The organism is Phytomonospora endophytica (assembly GCF_014202425.1).
In the GTDB taxonomy this organism is placed as follows: domain Bacteria; phylum Actinomycetota; class Actinomycetes; order Mycobacteriales; family Micromonosporaceae; genus Phytomonospora; species Phytomonospora endophytica.
Window position 1 is genome coordinate 15,367 of the sequence record NZ_JACHGT010000019.1, and the last position, 15,861, is coordinate 31,227.

The following is a 15,861-nucleotide window of genomic DNA, read 5'->3' on the forward strand; positions in this document are numbered from 1 at the left end:
AACCGCCAACCGCCAACCGCCAACCGCCAACCGCCAACCGCCAACCGCCAACCGCCAACCGCCAACCGCCAACCGCCAACCGCCAACCGCCAACCGCCAACCGCGAACCGCGAACCGCGAACCGCCAGCCGCCAGCTTGGCCGGGGGTGGCCCGGGTGGCTGGGGTGAGAAACGGGCGGGGTGGAGACCGAACCAGAGGAGGGGTCGGCTGCGACCGTCGTCGGTGGTGTCGCCGGGCTCGGTTGCGGTCGTCTCAGGCACGTGGTTGAGGTGAAGGCTTGCTGCGGCGGAGTACGGCTGCGGCGCCGCGGCGTGGTGTGAGGGGTTGGCGGTTCTGTTCCGGCGCTTGCGTGCGGCTGGAAGTGGGGGCTGTGCGGCAGGGGTCGTTTTGAGCGGAGCTTCGTTGCGGTCGGGCGGATGGAAGCGGGCGTGGCGATGCTTGTGTCGCTGCCTGCGCGTGGGCTGCGCGATGGTGCGGCGGCTTGTGTGGCCGGCCGAGATTGCCTCGATGTGGGATGGCGAGCAGGAATCGAGTGGGCCGGAACCGAGTGGGAGCACGGCTGCGGTTCACGAGGCGGTGGGATCCGGGTCGGCTGCGGTTGAGGCGGGATCCGGATTCCAGGGGACCTCGCGCTGGTGGCGTTCGGTCGGAGGTGGAGGACTGCTGCGGCAGGCGCTCGGCCGGAGTGGTGCGTTGAGCGGGACGCGGCTCGGTCGGGGTGGGCATGCCGGTGGGGTGGGCTGGCTGGGGCGGGTGCCGGGGAGTCGTCAGCCCGAGTGTGGGGAGCGCGGGGGCTGAGTTGGGTGGGCCGCAGCCGCAGCCGCAGCCGCAGCCGCAGCCGCAGCCGCAGCCGCAGCCGCAGCCGATGGCGGTGGCGGGCAGTGGCGGCGTGCTGGGTGGCGCGTGGGTTGTCTTGCTGGTTAGTACGGCGTGTAGGGGGTCGGCGTTGCTTGCCGGGTGGGGCGGGGGTGGGGTCTCGTTGGGTGGGGTGGCCAGGGGGAGGGGAGGTGGGCGGGGGCGTGGGAATGGTGGTGGGTTGCCGGGGTGGTGCGTTCGGGGAGGCCGGTGAGGGTGGCGGCCAGGAAGAAGTAGGTGGCGGCGATGAGGGCGGCGCCGATCGTGTCGCTGACGCGGTGCCAGCCCGTCACGATCGTCGCGGCGGCGACGAGGGCGGTGACGAACACGACGGGGGCGGCGAGGAGGGCGCGAAGTACGGGCGGCGCCGCGAGGAGGAGGCCGAGGCCAATACCGGCGGCGACGGTGGTGTGGCCGCTGGGGAAGCTGTTGTGAAGGGGCAGCCCGGTGCCGTAGAGGTCCAGGTCGGGGCGGGGGAGCGTCGACTTGAGCACTTCGGTCGTCGCGATCGAGAGGGCGGCGACGGCGGCGCCCGCGACGCCATAGCGGACGCGGCGGCGGCCCGTCGAGCGGCTGCGCGTGAGGGCGCCGAGGAGGATGACGGCGGCCAGGGCGCCGAGGATGAGGGGTGGCGAACCGACGAACCCGAGCAGGGAGAAGGCCGCGGGGTGCTTCTCGGCTCCGTAGGTGGCGTCGAGCCCCTGGTTTTCCAGGGCCTGGCCGGTGTAGGTCTGCACGGCGAGCAGGTAGGTCGCGACCACCGCCAGCGCGCACAGCACGGCACCGGTCAGGAGGACCGCGACGGCGGCCGGGGCGCGGCGCTGGGGCCGGGGGAGGCTGGTGGTCATGTGTTCATGGTGCGCCGGGGATGTCCGCGGAGGTTCCGGAGAATGTCATGGTCGTGTCACAGAAGTGGGCAGGAGCGGGCGTCGCGGCGTTCGTCGGTCCCGACGACCGCGACCGCCCCCGCCCGCTCGCCCGAAGTCAGCACGGTGCACGCCACCTGGTCCAAAGCGGTCGCGCTCCAGCTCGCCACCGCCGTGTCCACCGTGACCTCGACGACGCCGTCGAGGAAGGTCGTGGTCACCAGCACGTCCATGATCGGCAGCGCGGTGCCCAGGTCGAAGTTCTGCTCGGCGGGGGTCGGTCCGCGCAACAGGGCCGCGACGGCCTCGTTCGGTGCCAGTACCGCCGGCGTCAGCCGTGGATAGCCGACGAGGCGCCCGTCCCCGAGCCAGAACAGCACCGTCTGCGTGTTCGCGGGCTGCCCCGGAGCCTCCCCCGCCGGGATCACGTCGCTCGGCCGGACTCCGCAACCCGCGAGCACGAGCAGTGCCGCCACCAGCGCGAACACGCGTTTCATGCCCGCCTCCTCGGTAGTCGCAGCGTGAACACGGCACCGCCGCCGGGGCGGTTCGCCGCCGACAACTCACCGCCGTGCAGCCGCGCGTTCTCTCGCGCGATCGCCAGCCCGAGCCCGCTGCCCGCGGAACGGCCGCGCGCGCTGTCGGCCTTGTAGAAGCGGTCGAAGACGTGCCCGATGACGTCCGGCGCCAGCCCCGGCCCATGGTCGGCGACTTCGATGACGACCTCCTCGGGACCCGCCGACAAGCGCACCTCCACGGGTTCGCCGCCGTGGCTCAGGGCGTTGCCGACGAGGTTCGCCATGATCACGTCGAGCCGGCGCGGGTCGAGGCGTGCCGTCAGCCCCGCCGGCAACTCGACGGCGACCTGTTCGCTCCACCCGCGCGCCCGCAGGCTCGACGCGACCGCCTCGCCCATGTCGACGTCGTCGAGGATCAGCGCCGCCGTACCCGAGTCGAAACGCGAGACCTCGATCAGGTCGGCCACCAGGCGATTCAGGTTCCGGGTCTCCCGGCTGACGAGCCGCGCGGCGGCCGCCGCGTCGCCGGTGAGGTGCTCGGCCTCCTCGTCGAGGACGTCGGTCACCGCCGTCATCGCCGCCAGCGGCGTGCGCAGCTCATGGGACACGTCGGCGACGAAACGCCGCGCGTCGGCCTCCACCCGCTCCAGTTCGGCGACGTGATGCGCCACCGCGTCGGCGCTCTGGTTGAAGGTCCGCCCCAACTCGGCCAGCTCATCGCTCCCGCGCACCTGCAGGCGCGTGTCCAGCTCGCCCCGGCCCCAGCGCTTCGCCGCCGCCGCGAGCTCCCGCACCGGCCGCAGCACGCTGTGTGCGGCCAGCAGCGCGAAGACGATCGCGATCACCACGGCGATGATCCCGGTCCACTGCGCGGTGGCCATCCGGTCGACGCTCTCCTGCTCGGCGAGCATCGGCCGCGAACTGTAGATCTCCAGCCCGGACGGGGTTCTCTTCTCGCCTGCCTCGATCAGGAAGGGCATCCCGATGGTCAGCACCGGGTCCCCCGCGATCATCACCCGCTGCCACACGACGCTCGTGCCGTGCCGGACGGCCTCGCGAAGCTCCGCGCTGAACCCGCCGAGCGGCGGGCCGGCCCGTGACCGCAGCTCACCGAAGACGGTCACGATGTCCCCGCCGGCGGACTCCTGGAGCTGGTAGGCGAGCTCGTCGAGGCCGTCCTGGGAGAGCGGGATCTTGATGGCGTCGGCCAGCTTGCCGACCGCGTTCGTCAAGGCGCCGACGGCCGGGTCCTGGCTGTCGCGGAGGATCGTCGTGCGGGCCTCGACGTAACCGGCGACGGCGGTCGCGCCCGCCGACAGGACGCTGATCAGGATGTAGGTGATCACCAGGCGGGTGCGCAGGCCCGTACGCAGGAAACCCACGGTTCAGCCCGCCGGCAGCGGCCCGAAGCGGTACCCGAAGCCGCGCATGGTCTGCACGTACACGGGGTTGGCCGGGTCGTCCTCGATCTTGACGCGCAGCCGTTGGACGCAGGCGTCGACCAGGCGGGAGTCGCCGAGGTAGTTGTGCTCCCAGACCGACTCCAGCAGCTGCTGGCGGTTGAGCACCCGCCCCGGTGAACGCGTCAGCTCCAGCAGGAGCCGCAACTCGGTCGGGGCGAGGGCGATCCGCTCGCCGTGCTTGGCGACGACCAGCGCCGCCCGGTCGATGCTCAGGGCACCGTGCAGTTCGCGTTCGGCGCGTTCGGCGCTGGCGCGGCGCAGGACGGCGCGGATGCGGGCGTCGAGGACGCGGGCCTGGACCGGTTTGACGACGTAGTCGTCGGCTCCGGCCTCCAGACCCGCGACGACGTCGATGTCCTCGCCCCGGGCGGTGAGCATGATGATCGAGGTGTCCCCACCGGCACGGATCTGGCGGCACACGGTGAACCCGTCGATGCCCGGCAGCATCAGGTCGAGGACGACGATGTCGGGGACCTCGGCGCGGAACTGGTCGAGACCGCGCTCGCCGCTGGTGGCGACGCTGACGCTGTGATCCTGCCTTCTCAAGCCGAGCTGGAGCCCCTCACCGACGGCGAGGTCGTCTTCGATCAGCAGCACGCGGGCCACGGCGTCACCCCTCCTCATGCACGGTCGCGGGTCAGGTCAGCTCCACCGGCCCGTAGCGGGTGTGGGAGGCGTTGAGGGTGAAGGCCCAGTAGCGGTCTCCGTGCGACCAGTGCCACCACTCGGTCGGGTAGTTCACCATCCCGGCGGCGCGCAGGACGGCCGACATGGTGTCGCGGTTGCGGCGGGCCTCCCCGACGACGTCGGGCGAGGCGGTGAAGCAGCGATTCCCGCTGGCCTCGGGACTGTCGTTGACGGCGGTGCCCATGTCCAGTTCGACGCCCTCGGCGGTGCACAGCGTCAGGTCGACGGTGCCGCCGGTGCCGTGCGGGGCCACTTCCGGTGGGGAGACGTACTTGCTGGCCTCGACGTGCAGGCGGTCCTCGTCCCAGCCGGGGTAGGTGTCGCGCAGCTCGTCGCGGTAGCCCTCGAAGTACTTGCGCTGGAGATGAGGGGGCCGGTACGCCTCGACGATGAGCAGCCGCAGCCCGCCGGGCAGCGCGCGCTGCGCGGTGAGGAGGCGATCGAGGACGTTCTCGCGGAGGCGCGCGAACATGCCGTCCTCGTCGGCCAGACGCGGGTCGAGACGCAGCTCATCGACCTGGCGCAGGTCGATGAGGGCCTCGCCGTTGTCGCGGCTTTCGATGGCGGCGATGCGCGGGTCCGACAGGAGGATCATGAGGCGCTCCGCTTGCGGGCGTAGAGCTCGTGCCGCTCGAAGGCGAGGTCGACGAGCTCGGCGGTCAGCTGCGCGTAGGTGATGCCGAGGGGCGCCCAGACCTTCGGGTACATCGAGTGCGCGGTGAAGCCGGGGAGCGTGTTGAGTTCGTTGACGTAGATCTGCCCGGCCTCGGCGTCGTAGAGGAAGTCGACGCGGGCCAGGCCCCAGCCGCCGATGGAGCGGAAGGCGCGCAGGGAGAGTTCGCGGATCTCGGCGGCGACCTCTTCGGGCAGGTCCGCCGGGACGATCATCGGGTCGCTGGTGCCCAGGTACTTCTGGTCGAAGTCGAAGACGCCCTCGGCGACGGTGACCTCGCCGACCACCGACACGCGCGGCTCGAAACCGCCGAGGACGCCGGCCTCCAGCTCGCGGGCGTTCCGCACACCCTGCTCGATGATGACCACCGGGTCGAAGGCGAGGGCGGCCTTGACGGCCTCGCTCAGCTCGGAGAGTTCGTCGACGCGGCTGATGCCGATCGAGGAGCCCATGTTGGCGGGCTTGACGAAGAGGGGGAGTTCGAGGCCCTCGACGAACTCGGCCGGGTCGGCCGAGGCGTTGAAGCGGGTCTCGTCGACCCACACGTAGGGCGTGACGGGGATGCCTTCGGCCTTGAAGGCGCGCTTCATGGCGACCTTGTCCATGCCGACGGCCGAGGCCGCGACGCCGCAGCCCGCGTAGGGCGCGCCGAGGGATTCGAGGAGGCCCTGGAGTACGCCGTCCTCACCGAAGGGGCCGTGCAGGACGGGGAAGAACACGTCGACGGTCTCGACGACCTCGCCGTCCAGGACGATGTGAACGCCGGTCCGGGGGCGGGCCGAACGCAGCTCGACGACGGGACCGCCGACTTCGAGGCGGTCCTCGATGGCGAGGGTCGCGCCGGTCTGGTTCAGGAACGCGGTGACCTGCTCTTCGGGCAGCAGGTGGAAGGAGCCGTCCTTCCCGACGCCGATGACGACGGGCGTGAAACGCTCGCGCGGCAGCGCGCGGGCCACACCGAGCGCCGAGGCCGCCGACACCGTGTGCTCGGCCGAGGGGCCTCCGAACAGGACACCTACGCGTACGGCACTCATGCCGAAACCTCCTGGTACGTCGAGAGAATCGTGGATACCGAACCGGCGTCGACGTTGCCACCGGTCAACAGGACGCCGATATCGTGCACCCCGCCCGCGGAGGCGAGGGCCAGCGCCCCCGCCAGCGCGGCCGCGGCCGACGGCTCGACGAGAAGTTTGGCCTGGAAGGCGGCCAGCGTGAAGGCGTGCGCGATCGCCTGGTCGTCGACCAGGAGGACGTCGGCGATGACGTCGCGCAGGATGCGGAAGGGGAGTTCGCCCACCGTGGACGGCCGCAGACCGTCGGCCAGGGTGGGCGCGGGTGGGACGGTGACGCGTTCGCCCGCGGCGAGGCTGCGGTGGAGCGAGTCGCAGCCGACGGGTTCGACGCCGTAGAGCAGTGGCCGCTCGGCGCCCTCGCGGGCCGCGGCCAGGCTCGCCCCGGCGACACCGCCGCCGCCCCCGACGGGGACGACGATCGCGTCGAGACGGCCGCCCGCGGCGGCGACGTCGTCGAGCAGCTCAAGGGTGGCGGTGCCCTGACCGCAGACCACGTCGGGGTGGTCGTAGGCGTCGATCACGGCGTGCCCGGACTCGCCGTGCAGCTTGGCGACGGTGTCGAGGCGCTCCTCGACGGTCGTGCCGACCAGGTGCACCTCGGCGCCGGTGGCGGTGATCAGCTTGATCTTGGTGGAGGAGGCGTCGACGGGGAGCACGATCGAGGCGGCCAGGCCGTTCTCGGCGGCGGCCATGGCCACGGCGTAGCCGTGGTTGCCGGTGCTCTGGGCGATCACGCCCTCGGCCTCGCCCCTGGCGGCCAGGCGCCCGACGGCCCGCATGGCACCGCGGAACTTGTAGGAGCCGCCGTGCTGGAGGTTCTCCGCCTTGAGCCACAGGCGCACGCCCGCCCGCTCGTCGAGCGCGCGGGAGCGGACGAGGGGGGTGCGCACGACGCGCCCGGACAGCCACTCGGCGGCGGCCAGCACGTCGGCGTGACCCGGTGTTTCCGGCAGGCCTGGCAGCGCACCCGGCACGGCACCCGGCATGACAGAGCCGCGCCCGGACGGCGGCGTCGAGTCCCGCTTGTCGTCACTCAGCCGGTTCGCACGCACGGAAGGCTCCCCTCGGTGAGGCCGGTTCACCGGCGGACGGTGGCCCGCCGGAAGATCCACCATCCTCCCAAGTTGTCTTGACCAGGTCTTGGGAAGGTCATGGGAACGCAACGATTCGTCCGGCTTGACCGAATTATGTTCCGCTCCATCGGTGGACGGCTGTGGGAACGGTACAAGGTGAACGCGAAAGCCGCCGGACAGGTGCGAGGGGAGGCCTCCCCACTCGCCGCGACAACGCCTCAGGGCCGGGACTCCACTGTGGAGTACCGGCCCTGAACTGCGTCTATATCACCGAGCGGATGACGGGAATCGAACCCGCACTGTCAGCTTGGGAAGCTGAAGTTCTACCATTGAACTACATCCGCGAGAGCCCCCACTGTAGCCGATGGCTCCGGCGCTCTCGCACTCCCCTATGTCGTCAAGGCGCCGCCGTGCCCTCCTGAAGTGTCGTACGCTCCGGCAAAAGGTCGGGTTCGCCCGACTTTCGGTCTACTCGGAGCACGGCGAGGAGCAGCACATGACGCGATTCCATCTGCCGCGACACATCGGACGGGCACTCGCGACCGGGGCACTCGTGCTCGCCGCGACCGCCATCGGCGCCCCCTCGGCCGCCGCGTCCGTGGAGTGCGACCCCGCAGGGTCGGCGGCGGCACGGGTGACGCCCGACGCGGGCACCATCGTCGACGGCGGTGAGGTGACCCCGGCCCAGGCGGCGGCCCGTGAGGACGACCTCAAGGCCAGGCTCGACGCGCAGGGGCGCGGTCCGGGCCACTTCGACTTCGACGTGATCGTCACCGTCCCGGTCGCCTTCCACGTCGTCACCACCGAGAACGGTGAGGGCGACGTCTCCGACGACCTCATCGCCGCGCAGATCGATGTGCTCAACAACGCCTACTCCGCGGGTGCGGGCGGTTTCCCGACCGTCTTCCGCTTCGAGTTGACCGACGTCACCCACACCGCCGACGACGACTGGTACGGCGTCGAGCCCGACTCCAGCGCCGAGAAGGACATGAAGTCGGCGCTCCACCAGGGCGGCATGGAGACCCTCAACCTCTACTCCGCGGGCATCGGCGGCGGCCTCCTCGGCTGGGCGACCTTCCCCTCGGACGAGAAGGGCGACCAGGACGGCGTGGTCATGCTCAACGGGTCCATGCCCGGCAACGGCCCCGGCCCCTACAACGAAGGCGACACCGCCACCCACGAGGTCGGCCACTGGCTCGGGCTCTACCACACCTTCCAGGGCGGATGCGGTGGTCGCGGTGACGAGGTCGCCGACACCCCCGCCGAGGCCGAGCCGCAGTTCGAGTGCAACGACCGCGACTCCTGCCCCGGCAAGTGGGGCGAGGACCCGTTCCACAACTACATGGACTACGGAACCGACGCGTGCATGACCGAGTTCACCGCCGGGCAGTCGGTCCGGATGATCAAGTTCTGGCTCGCCTACCGCGAGTGACGCCTCCATAGCAAAGCCGGAACGGCCGCACCCCATGGTGCGGCCGTTCCGGCGTTCCGGGCGCTCGGTTATGGTCCGGAGCATGCTGTTGTCTGACCGGGACCTCACCGCCGCCGTCAAGGCGGGTCGCCTCGGGCTCGAACCCTTCGAGCCGACCCTGATCCAGCCCGCGTCGGTTGACGTGCGCCTCGACCGCTGGTTCCGGGTGTTCAACAACTCGAAGTACACCCACATCGACCCCTCGGTCCAGCAGGACGACCTGACCTCGCTGGTCGAGATCGCCGAAGGCGAGCCCTTCGTGCTGCACCCCGGCGAGTTCGTGCTCGGGTCCACGCTGGAGACCGTGAGTCTCGCCGACGACCTGGCCGCGCGTCTCGACGGCAAGTCGAGTCTCGGCCGCCTGGGCCTGCTGACGCACTCGACCGCGGGTTTCATCGACCCGGGCTTCTCGGGCCACGTGACGCTCGAACTGTCCAACGTGGCCAACCTGCCGATCACGTTGTGGCCGGGCATGAAGATCGGCCAGTTGTGCATCTTCGGCCTGTCCTCGCCGGCCGATCACCCCTACGGCTCCGCGGTCTACGGGTCGCGGTACCAGGGGCAGCGCGGGCCGACGCCGAGCCGGGCGTGGCTGAACTGGCGGACCTGGCCGACGGCTTAGGTTTCCCGCGGTTTCCTCAGGAACCGCCGCCGGTACCGCGTGGGCGTCAGCCCGGTTTCCCGCCTCATCAGCGTCCGCAGGTTCGCGGCCGTACCGAGTCCGCTGCGCCGGGCGACGGTGTCGACGCTCGCCTCCCCGAGTTCGAGGAAACGGCACGCGTAGGCGACCCGTTCGGCGGTCAGCCAGCGCAGTGGTGTCGTCCCCAGTTGTGCCTGGAAGCGGCGGTGCAGTGTGGCCGGGCTGACCGAGGCGTGTGCCGCCATGGCCGCGATGGTCAGCGGCCCGTCGAGCCGTTCGCGGATCCAGGCCAGGACGGGTTCGAGGGACTCGTCGGCGGTCTTCGGGACCGGCCGCTCCACGAACTGGCGCTGACCGCCGTCGCGCCCGGCGGCGAAGACCAGCCGGCGGCTGACCGCGTTGGCGATCTCGGCGCCGTGGTCGCGGCGGACGATGTAGAGGCCGAGGTCGAGTGCGGCGGCGCTGCCCGCGGCGGTCAGGATGTCGCCGTCGTCGACGAACAGCACGTCGGTCTCCAGCCGCACCGAGGGAAACCTCGCCCGGAACGCCGCCGACCACTGCCAGTGCGCCGTCGCGCGGCGTCCGTCGAGCACCCCCGCCTCGGCCAGGGTGAAGGCGCCGCTGCAGAAGCCGACCAGCCGTGCTCCCCGCGCGTGCGCCGCCCGGATCGCGCGCAGGACGGCGGCCCGGCGGGGCACCTCGACGTCCGGCCGGTTCGGCACGATCAGCGTGTCCGCCTCCTCGGCCGCCGCCAGGCCCTCCACGCCGGTGAGCGTGAAGAAGCCGTCGCGCATGACCGTGCGCGGCCGCGGCGAGCACAGCCGGAAGTCGTACAGCTCGCGCCCGATCTCGGGACGGCGCAGCCCGAAGACCTCGGTGGCGCATCCGAGTTCGAAGGGGTTGGAGTTCTCGTCGACGATGACGACAACTCGGTGGAGCCGTTGCGAGGATCCTTGCGACATGCGCTATTCCTAGCACTCGCGCGACCCTCCGTCGATCGCCAGACTTGAGCCATGAGCAGTGCACCGATCGCCCTCGCCGACGCCCTGGCCTCCTTCGACGCCCTGTGGAGCCCGCGCATCGTCACGCGCGTCAACGACTACGACGTGCGTGTCGCGAAGGTCGAAGGCGACCACATCTGGCACGTCCACGAGGACACCGACGAGTTCTTCCTGGTGCTCGACGGCGAGTTGAGCATCGGCCTGCGCGACTCCGGTGGCGAGCGGTCGGTGTCGCTGCCGAAGGGCTCGGTGTTCACGGTGCCGCGGGGTGTCGAGCACCGTCCCTCCGCGCCCGGTGGCGCAAAGATCCTCATGTTCGAGCCTTCGGGGACCTCGACCGTCGGCGACCGCCACGACGACGTACCGGCGCATGTGGACGTCACCGTGGGCCGGCCGCTCGGCTGACGCCTCTTGATCAGGCCTAATACCTCCAAATGGGACCAAAATCACGCATAGCGGTTTAGCCTCCGGCTATGGACATTTCACAGAGCTTCCAGAACGCACTGGACGCGGTCGTCGCGTTCATCCCACGCGCGCTCGCGTTCCTCGCGATCCTGGTCATCGGCTACATCGTCGCCAGGATCCTGCGCACGGTCGCCGTCAAGCTGCTGTCGAAAGTGGGCTTCGACCGCGTCGCCGAGCGCGGTGGCCTGCGCAAGTTCACCGGCCGCTACACCGCGAGCGGCCTGGTCGGGATGATCGTCTTCTACGCGATCATGCTGTTCACCCTCCAGCTGGCCTTTGGCGCCTTCGGCAACAACCCGGTGAGCGACCTGCTCAACGCGATCGTCGCCTGGCTGCCGCAGCTGTTCATCGCGCTGGTGATCATGGTCGTCGCGATGGCCGTGGCCAACGTGGTCTACGACCTCGTGTCCAACATGCTCGCCTCGGTCTCCTACGGCCGGACGGTCGCCGCGATCGCGCGGATCGCCATCGTGGTCATCGCCGCGATCGCCGCGCTCAACCAGATCGGCATCGGCAACGCGGTGACGATGCCCCTGTTCATCACGGCCCTGGCGATCATCGCCGGTGTCGCGATCGTCGGTCTCGGCGGCGGCCTGATCATGCCGATGCGGGAGCGCTGGGAGCGGGTCCTCGGACGTGTCGAGGCGGAGTCGGCGAGCCTGAAGGCGGCCGTGTCCGACCAGCAGGGCACGCCCCAGTTCGGGCAAGGCGCCTACCAGTCGCAGCAGTACGGCACCGACCAGCAGTCGGCCGCGCAGGACGCCGCACGTCGCGCGGAGGCCGAGACGGCCGGGCGGGTGCCGCCGCCGGACACCGGCGAGTACGGCGCGCACCAGTAGGACCTGTGGGATGAGGAAGGCCGAAGCCGCCCGGGGAGACCCGGGCGGCTTCGGCGTTCGCGCTCAGAAGCCGCCGGGCGGGCACGGCGTCACGCGCGGCCGGTCGGTGCACTACTCGCGGCCCCCGTCGGCGACCAGCTCATCGCCGCCTCGGGGACCTAGTACGTGATCAGGGAAACCGTCCGGTACCCGTCGAGGGCCTTCGGCGCCCCCAGGCCGGTGAACTCGATGACCGCCGCGCAGGCCGCGACCGACGCGCCGAGCCGCTCCACGAGCCGGCACCCGGCGAGCATGCTCCCGCCCGTGGCGATCACGTCGTCGACGAGCAGCACCGACTCGCCGGGCTTGAGCGCGTCGTCGTGGATCTCGACCGTCTCGACCCCGTACTCGCCCTGGTAGCTCTCGGTCAGGCGGGCGCGCGGGAGTTTCCCGGCCTTGCGGATCGGCACCAGCGGCAGCGCCAGCTTGTAGGCCAGCGGCGCGGCCCACAGGAAACCTCGCGCGTCGAAGGCGGCGATCCGGTCGAAGGGCACGCCCTCGACGGCCGCGGCCAGGCCGTCCACGGACGCGGCGAAGGCCTCCGGGTCGGCGAGCAGCGGGGTGATGTCCTTGAAGGCGACGCCGGGGATGGGGAAGTCGGCGACGGGTGCGATGTACTGGCTCAGGTCCACGCCGACAGCGTATGACCCCGCGTGCGGTCTCTTAAATCGCACCTAAATCCCTGTCGGGCGGACCCGGCCGGATGCCACGATTCGGGTGGCCCAACAGGCCCGAAAAGCCCGGAAAACTACCGATGGGTAACCCCTGTCGAGCAGTCGAAACAGTTCAGTCCATTGTGGATCACAGGGCCTCCGCCGGGTGTCCCCGGAAACGTGAATCCGTCACCGGTAGCATCGGCGGCGGCACAGACGTGATCTCGTCAGGATCTTCCCGTGAAGCACGGGTCGCCGAGGACCCCCTCGAACCACCGCCCTCGACGTTCCGCGCGCATCCTGCCCCCGTCGGAGAAAGCAGGCGACATGACTGCCGAAGCCCCCTCTCACTACGACCGACTCGGTGGAGCCCCCACGATCAAGGAGGCCGTGGACCGTTTCTACGTCCGTCTCCTCGACGACGCCGAGCTCGCGCACTACTTCGTCGACACCGACGTCGCACAGCTCAAGCGCCACCAGGTGCTGCTGCTCTCGCAGGTCCTCGGCGGCCCCACCGAGTACAGCGGCCGCGAACTGTCGGCCGCCCACCGCGGTCTGGCCATCACCGAGGCGCACTACGACAAGGTCGGCGCGCACCTGCTGGGTGTCCTCGCCGAGATGGGCGCGCCGGCCGACATCGCCGACGCGGTCGCGCAGACCCTCAAGGCAGTCCGCGACGACATCGTGGACCCGGCCGCGGGATCCTGAGTGGTCGACGCGGCACGACTGAAGTGGAGCTGGGGCGAGGTCGCCGGATACGGCGACCAGGTCCCGCTCTTCTTCTACTCCACGTTGTTCCTGGAGCACCCCGAGACGCGGGAGATGTTCCCGATCAGCATGGCCGCCCAGCGCGACCGGCTGGTCACCGCGCTCGGGCGGATCGTCAGCGACGTCGACAACGTCGACGAGCTCGTCCCCTTCCTCCAGCAGCTCGGCCGGGACCATCGCAAGTTCGCCGTCCTGGACGGCCACTACCCGGCCGTCGGGTCGGCGCTGCTGGCCACCCTTGAGCACTTCCTGGGCGGCGACTGGACCCCTGACCTGGCCGCCGACTGGGAGGCCGCGTACGGGATCGTCGCGCAGGTCATGTCCGAGGCGGCGAACGACTCCGCGAAGGAGTCGCCCGCCTGGTGGGAGGCCGAGGTCGTCGCGCACGAGCGGCGCACCATCGACCTCGCCGTCCTGCGCGTCGCCCCGCACGAGCGCCTCGCGTACGTGCCGGGGCAGTCGCTGACGATCGAGCACCCGAACCGCCCGCGCATGTGGCGGCAGTACTCCCCGGCGAACGCGCCAAGGGAGGACGGCACCATCGACTTCCACGTGCGCATGGCCGACGCCGGGCAGGTCAGCCCGGCGCTCGTCGAGCTGACCCAGCCCGGCGACACCCTGTGCATAGGCCCGCCCATGGGTACGGGCCTGTGCCTGCCCGACACGCCGCCGCGGCACGTCCTCATGCTCGCCGGGGGCACCGGCCTCGCCCCCTTGAAGGCGATCGCCGAGCAGATCGCGGCCGACTACGACGGTCGGCAGGTCTACCTGTACTGGGGCGCGCGGCACCACCGCGACCTCTACGACCTGCCCGCGCTGCGCGACTTCGCCGGGCGGCACGACTGGTTCCACATCGTGCCCAGCGTCGCCGAGGGCGAGCAGACCCAGACGGTCCACAAGGGAAACCCCGTGGGCATCGCGTTGCGGCAGGCCCGGTGGCTGGAGTGCGACGTGTTCGTCTGCGGCCCGCCCGGAATGGTCGCCACGAGCGTGTCGGCGCTCGCGCACGCCGGTGTGCCCGAGCGTCAGATCCACCGCGAAGAGTTCAACGGCACAGGTGAGGAGGCGCCGGCATGACCGGTGACGACGCCAGGGCGCCGCAGGGCCACAGTCTCAGCCCCGACAAGGTGCGGCACACCGAGTTCAACCGCACCACCCTGGGCAGACGCGGGTACAACACCGAGGAGGTCGACCGTTTCCTCAACCGCCTCGCCGAGGAGCTCGCCGCCCGCGACGCCCGTGAGGCGCGGTTGCGGGTCGAGGCCGAGAAGGTCAAGGGCGCGCTGAAGGACTGGCAGAGCGCCAACGCGCGCGGCCACGTCCCGACGGTCGCGCCGACCCGGCCGACGGCCGAGGCGGTCAACCTCCTCTCACAGGCGCAGCAGCAGGCCGACTCCTACATCGCGCAGGCCCAGGACTACTGCCGTCAGCTGATCTTCCAGGCGCGGGGGCAGGCCGACACGGTCCTGCGCACCGCCCAGTCGCACGCCGAGGCCGCCGCCGCGCAGGCCGCGCAGGCCCTCGACCAGCAGACCTCGCCGGAGGAGCTGGAGGAGATCGAGGCGCGGCTGTCGCGCACGCGGGCCTTCCTGGACGCGATCGGGACGGTCGAGGCACAGCTGAAGACCGCGCGGGAAACCCTCGCGGTCGAGGTCGACCGGCTCACCGGTAGCGGCCGCGACCAGGTCGGCGGCCGCTACGACGGCGGGCGTTTAGGACGCTGGTGACGCGTATGCCGGACCGACCCCCCGGTCCGGCTCAGCGCACGTAGCGGGCTTGGACCTCGTACGGGTACACGGCCGGTACGGTGCTCACCTCCGTCAACCGTGTCATCTGCGCGGGCGTGAGCACGAAGGTCGTCGCCTCGATGCTGTCGGCCGCGTGCTCCGGTGTCCGTGGCCCGATGATCGGCGCGGTCACCCCGGGCGTCTGGAGCAGCCACCGCAGCGCGACTTGCGCGGGGCTCCGGTCGGCCTCGCCGGCGATGTCGTGCAGTACGTCGAGGACGGCCCAGGTGCGCTCGTTGGCGTAGCGGTCCCAGCGTTGCGGCAAACCCTTCTCGGTCGCCTGGGCGACGACGCTGCCGGCGGGCGGGGCGTCCATGCCGCGCCGGAAACGGCCCGACAGCCAGCCGCCGCGCAGCGGGCTCCACGGCATCAGGCCGAGGCCCTCGTTGCGGCAGACCGGGAGCAGCTCCCACTCGGTTTCCCGGTCGAGGAGGTTGTAGAGCGGCTGGAGGGCGCTGTAGCCGGTGATCCCGGCGGCCCGCGCGACCTCGACCGACTTCTGCAGCTGCCAGCCGGTGAGGTTGCTGGCGCCCAGGTAGCGGACCTTCCCGGCGGTGACGAGCGTGTCGAGGGTGCGGAGGGTCTCCTCCAGCGGGGTCCGGTTGTCCCAGACGTGCGTGTAGTAGAGGTCGATGTGGTCGGTGCCGAGTCGGCGCAGGCTGGCCTCGACCGCCGACAGGATGTGCTTGCGGCTCAGGCCTCCGTCGTTCGGGCCGGGACCGGTCGGGCCCCACACCTTCGTGGCGACGACGAAGTCGTCACGGTCGCGTCCGTTGAGCCAGCGGCCGAGGACCGCCTCGGACTCACCGGCGTGGTAGACGTCGGCGGTGTCGATGAAGGTTCCGCCGGCGTCGGCGAAGGCGTCGAGGATCCGGTGGCTCGCGCGCTCGTCGGCGGGGCCGCCGAAGTGCATCGCGCCGAGGCACATGTCGCTGACCTGGAGACCGGACGCGCCGAGATATCGATGTTCCATCGCCCGACGGTAAAAC

17 protein-coding genes and 1 tRNA gene are annotated in these 15,861 nt (G+C 71.1%); 7 read left to right on the forward strand and 11 right to left on the reverse strand.

Translation table 11 applies throughout. The features are described from left to right. Positions 1-921 precede the first annotated feature (921 nt). The 8 genes from HNR73_RS33300 to HNR73_RS33335 all read right to left on the reverse strand — a co-directional run bounded on the left by HNR73_RS33300 (position 922) and on the right by HNR73_RS33335 (position 7,553). Positions 922-1,704, reverse strand: a complete 783-nt coding sequence (locus HNR73_RS33300) for a phosphatase PAP2 family protein (protein WP_184791833.1) — start codon at positions 1,702-1,704, stop codon at positions 922-924. Between the two features lie 56 nt (positions 1,705-1,760). Beyond that, the gene (locus HNR73_RS33305) at positions 1,761-2,219 is read right to left on the reverse strand and encodes a hypothetical protein (RefSeq protein ID WP_184791835.1); all 459 of its coding nucleotides are present in this window, start codon (positions 2,217-2,219) and stop codon (positions 1,761-1,763) included. Then, the gene (locus HNR73_RS33310) at positions 2,216-3,622 is read right to left on the reverse strand and encodes an ATP-binding protein (protein ID WP_239122201.1); all 1,407 of its coding nucleotides are present in this window, start codon (positions 3,620-3,622) and stop codon (positions 2,216-2,218) included. Before HNR73_RS33310 ends, HNR73_RS33305 begins: the two co-directional genes overlap by 4 nt. Positions 3,623-3,625: 3 nt before the next feature. Continuing rightward, the gene (locus tag HNR73_RS33315) at positions 3,626-4,309 is read right to left on the reverse strand and encodes a response regulator (protein ID WP_184791837.1); all 684 of its coding nucleotides are present in this window, start codon (positions 4,307-4,309) and stop codon (positions 3,626-3,628) included. 31 nt (positions 4,310-4,340) lie between these two features. Then, positions 4,341-4,985: a M15 family metallopeptidase gene (locus tag HNR73_RS33320; RefSeq protein WP_184791839.1), complete on the reverse strand. Its 645-nt coding sequence runs from the start codon at positions 4,983-4,985 to the stop codon at positions 4,341-4,343. Continuing rightward, positions 4,982-6,097, reverse strand: coding sequence for a D-alanine--D-alanine ligase family protein (locus HNR73_RS33325; protein WP_184791841.1), 1,116 nt, complete (start codon positions 6,095-6,097; stop codon positions 4,982-4,984). Before HNR73_RS33325 ends, HNR73_RS33320 begins: the two co-directional genes overlap by 4 nt. Beyond that, positions 6,094-7,188, reverse strand: coding sequence for a threonine ammonia-lyase (locus HNR73_RS33330; RefSeq protein ID WP_239122200.1), 1,095 nt, complete (start codon positions 7,186-7,188; stop codon positions 6,094-6,096). Before HNR73_RS33330 ends, HNR73_RS33325 begins: the two co-directional genes overlap by 4 nt. A 294-nt stretch (positions 7,189-7,482) precedes the next feature. Then, positions 7,483-7,553: transfer RNA gene (locus HNR73_RS33335), tRNA-Gly, on the reverse strand. Positions 7,554-7,705: 152 nt separating this feature from the next. On the opposite strand from HNR73_RS33335, the gene HNR73_RS33340 reads away from it, so the two are divergent. Both HNR73_RS33340 and dcd read left to right on the forward strand, forming a co-directional pair. Further along, positions 7,706-8,641 carry a zinc metalloprotease gene (locus HNR73_RS33340; RefSeq protein ID WP_184791845.1) on the forward strand — a complete coding sequence of 312 codons (936 nt, stop codon included), beginning with the start codon at positions 7,706-7,708 and terminating at the stop codon, positions 8,639-8,641. An 82-nt stretch (positions 8,642-8,723) separates the two neighbouring features. Then, positions 8,724-9,302, forward strand: a complete 579-nt coding sequence (dcd, locus tag HNR73_RS33345) for a dCTP deaminase (protein WP_184791848.1) — start codon at positions 8,724-8,726, stop codon at positions 9,300-9,302. On the opposite strand, the gene HNR73_RS33350 is transcribed toward dcd, so the two are convergent. Beyond that, a complete protein-coding gene (locus tag HNR73_RS33350) occupies positions 9,299-10,282 on the reverse strand; it encodes a GlxA family transcriptional regulator (protein ID WP_184791850.1) in 984 nt (327 codons plus the stop codon). The two genes, dcd and HNR73_RS33350, sit on opposite strands and share 4 nt — an antisense overlap. Positions 10,283-10,333: 51 nt before the next feature. Here HNR73_RS33350 and HNR73_RS33355 point away from each other — a divergent pair, with 51 nt between their 5' ends. Further along, the gene (locus tag HNR73_RS33355) at positions 10,334-10,726 is read left to right on the forward strand and encodes a cupin domain-containing protein (protein ID WP_184791852.1); all 393 of its coding nucleotides are present in this window, start codon (positions 10,334-10,336) and stop codon (positions 10,724-10,726) included. Between the two features lie 68 nt (positions 10,727-10,794). Next, positions 10,795-11,625 carry a mechanosensitive ion channel family protein gene (locus HNR73_RS33360; RefSeq protein WP_184791854.1) on the forward strand — a complete coding sequence of 277 codons (831 nt, stop codon included), beginning with the start codon at positions 10,795-10,797 and terminating at the stop codon, positions 11,623-11,625. 158 nt (positions 11,626-11,783) lie between these two features. On the opposite strand, the gene HNR73_RS33365 is transcribed toward HNR73_RS33360, so the two are convergent. After that, positions 11,784-12,296, reverse strand: coding sequence for an adenine phosphoribosyltransferase (locus HNR73_RS33365; protein ID WP_184791856.1), 513 nt, complete (start codon positions 12,294-12,296; stop codon positions 11,784-11,786). A 348-nt stretch (positions 12,297-12,644) separates the two neighbouring features. Between HNR73_RS33365 and HNR73_RS33370 the strand changes: the two genes are divergently transcribed. Genes HNR73_RS33370 through HNR73_RS33380 form a run of 3 tightly spaced genes read left to right on the forward strand, consistent with a single transcriptional unit; the run spans position 12,645 to position 14,812 of the window. Further along, the gene (locus HNR73_RS33370; RefSeq protein ID WP_184791858.1) at positions 12,645-13,025 is read left to right on the forward strand and encodes a group I truncated hemoglobin; all 381 of its coding nucleotides are present in this window, start codon (positions 12,645-12,647) and stop codon (positions 13,023-13,025) included. Beyond that, the gene (locus HNR73_RS33375; RefSeq protein WP_184791860.1) at positions 13,026-14,162 is read left to right on the forward strand and encodes a globin domain-containing protein; all 1,137 of its coding nucleotides are present in this window, start codon (positions 13,026-13,028) and stop codon (positions 14,160-14,162) included. Then, positions 14,159-14,812 (forward strand): DivIVA domain-containing protein, encoded by a 654-nt coding sequence (locus HNR73_RS33380; protein ID WP_184791862.1) that lies wholly within the window; start codon positions 14,159-14,161, stop codon positions 14,810-14,812. Before HNR73_RS33375 ends, HNR73_RS33380 begins: the two co-directional genes overlap by 4 nt. A gap of 31 nt (positions 14,813-14,843) precedes the next feature. Here HNR73_RS33380 and HNR73_RS33385 read toward each other — a convergent pair whose 3' ends face one another. Continuing rightward, positions 14,844-15,845 (reverse strand): aldo/keto reductase, encoded by a 1,002-nt coding sequence (locus tag HNR73_RS33385; protein ID WP_184791864.1) that lies wholly within the window; start codon positions 15,843-15,845, stop codon positions 14,844-14,846. Between the last annotated feature and the right edge of the window lie 16 nt (positions 15,846-15,861).

Excerpts from the sequence above, each read along its gene's own strand:
- HNR73_RS33360 (WP_184791854.1), top strand. The coding sequence starts at position 10,795 with ATGGACATTTCACAGAGCTTCCAGAACGCACTGGACGCGGTCGTCGCG.
- dcd (WP_184791848.1), top strand. The coding sequence starts at position 8,724 with ATGCTGTTGTCTGACCGGGACCTCACCGCCGCCGTCAAGGCGGGTCGC.
- HNR73_RS33305 (WP_184791835.1), bottom strand. The coding sequence starts at position 2,219 with ATGAAACGCGTGTTCGCGCTGGTGGCGGCACTGCTCGTGCTCGCGGGT.
- HNR73_RS33370 (WP_184791858.1), top strand. The coding sequence starts at position 12,645 with ATGACTGCCGAAGCCCCCTCTCACTACGACCGACTCGGTGGAGCCCCC.
- HNR73_RS33320 (WP_184791839.1), bottom strand. The coding sequence starts at position 4,985 with ATGATCCTCCTGTCGGACCCGCGCATCGCCGCCATCGAAAGCCGCGAC.
- HNR73_RS33340 (WP_184791845.1), top strand. The coding sequence starts at position 7,706 with ATGACGCGATTCCATCTGCCGCGACACATCGGACGGGCACTCGCGACC.
- HNR73_RS33385 (WP_184791864.1), bottom strand. The coding sequence starts at position 15,845 with ATGGAACATCGATATCTCGGCGCGTCCGGTCTCCAGGTCAGCGACATG.
- HNR73_RS33325 (WP_184791841.1), bottom strand. The coding sequence starts at position 6,097 with ATGAGTGCCGTACGCGTAGGTGTCCTGTTCGGAGGCCCCTCGGCCGAG.
- HNR73_RS33355 (WP_184791852.1), top strand. The coding sequence starts at position 10,334 with ATGAGCAGTGCACCGATCGCCCTCGCCGACGCCCTGGCCTCCTTCGAC.
- HNR73_RS33380 (WP_184791862.1), top strand. The coding sequence starts at position 14,159 with ATGACCGGTGACGACGCCAGGGCGCCGCAGGGCCACAGTCTCAGCCCC.
- HNR73_RS33350 (WP_184791850.1), bottom strand. The coding sequence starts at position 10,282 with ATGTCGCAAGGATCCTCGCAACGGCTCCACCGAGTTGTCGTCATCGTC.
- HNR73_RS33300 (WP_184791833.1), bottom strand. The coding sequence starts at position 1,704 with ATGACCACCAGCCTCCCCCGGCCCCAGCGCCGCGCCCCGGCCGCCGTC.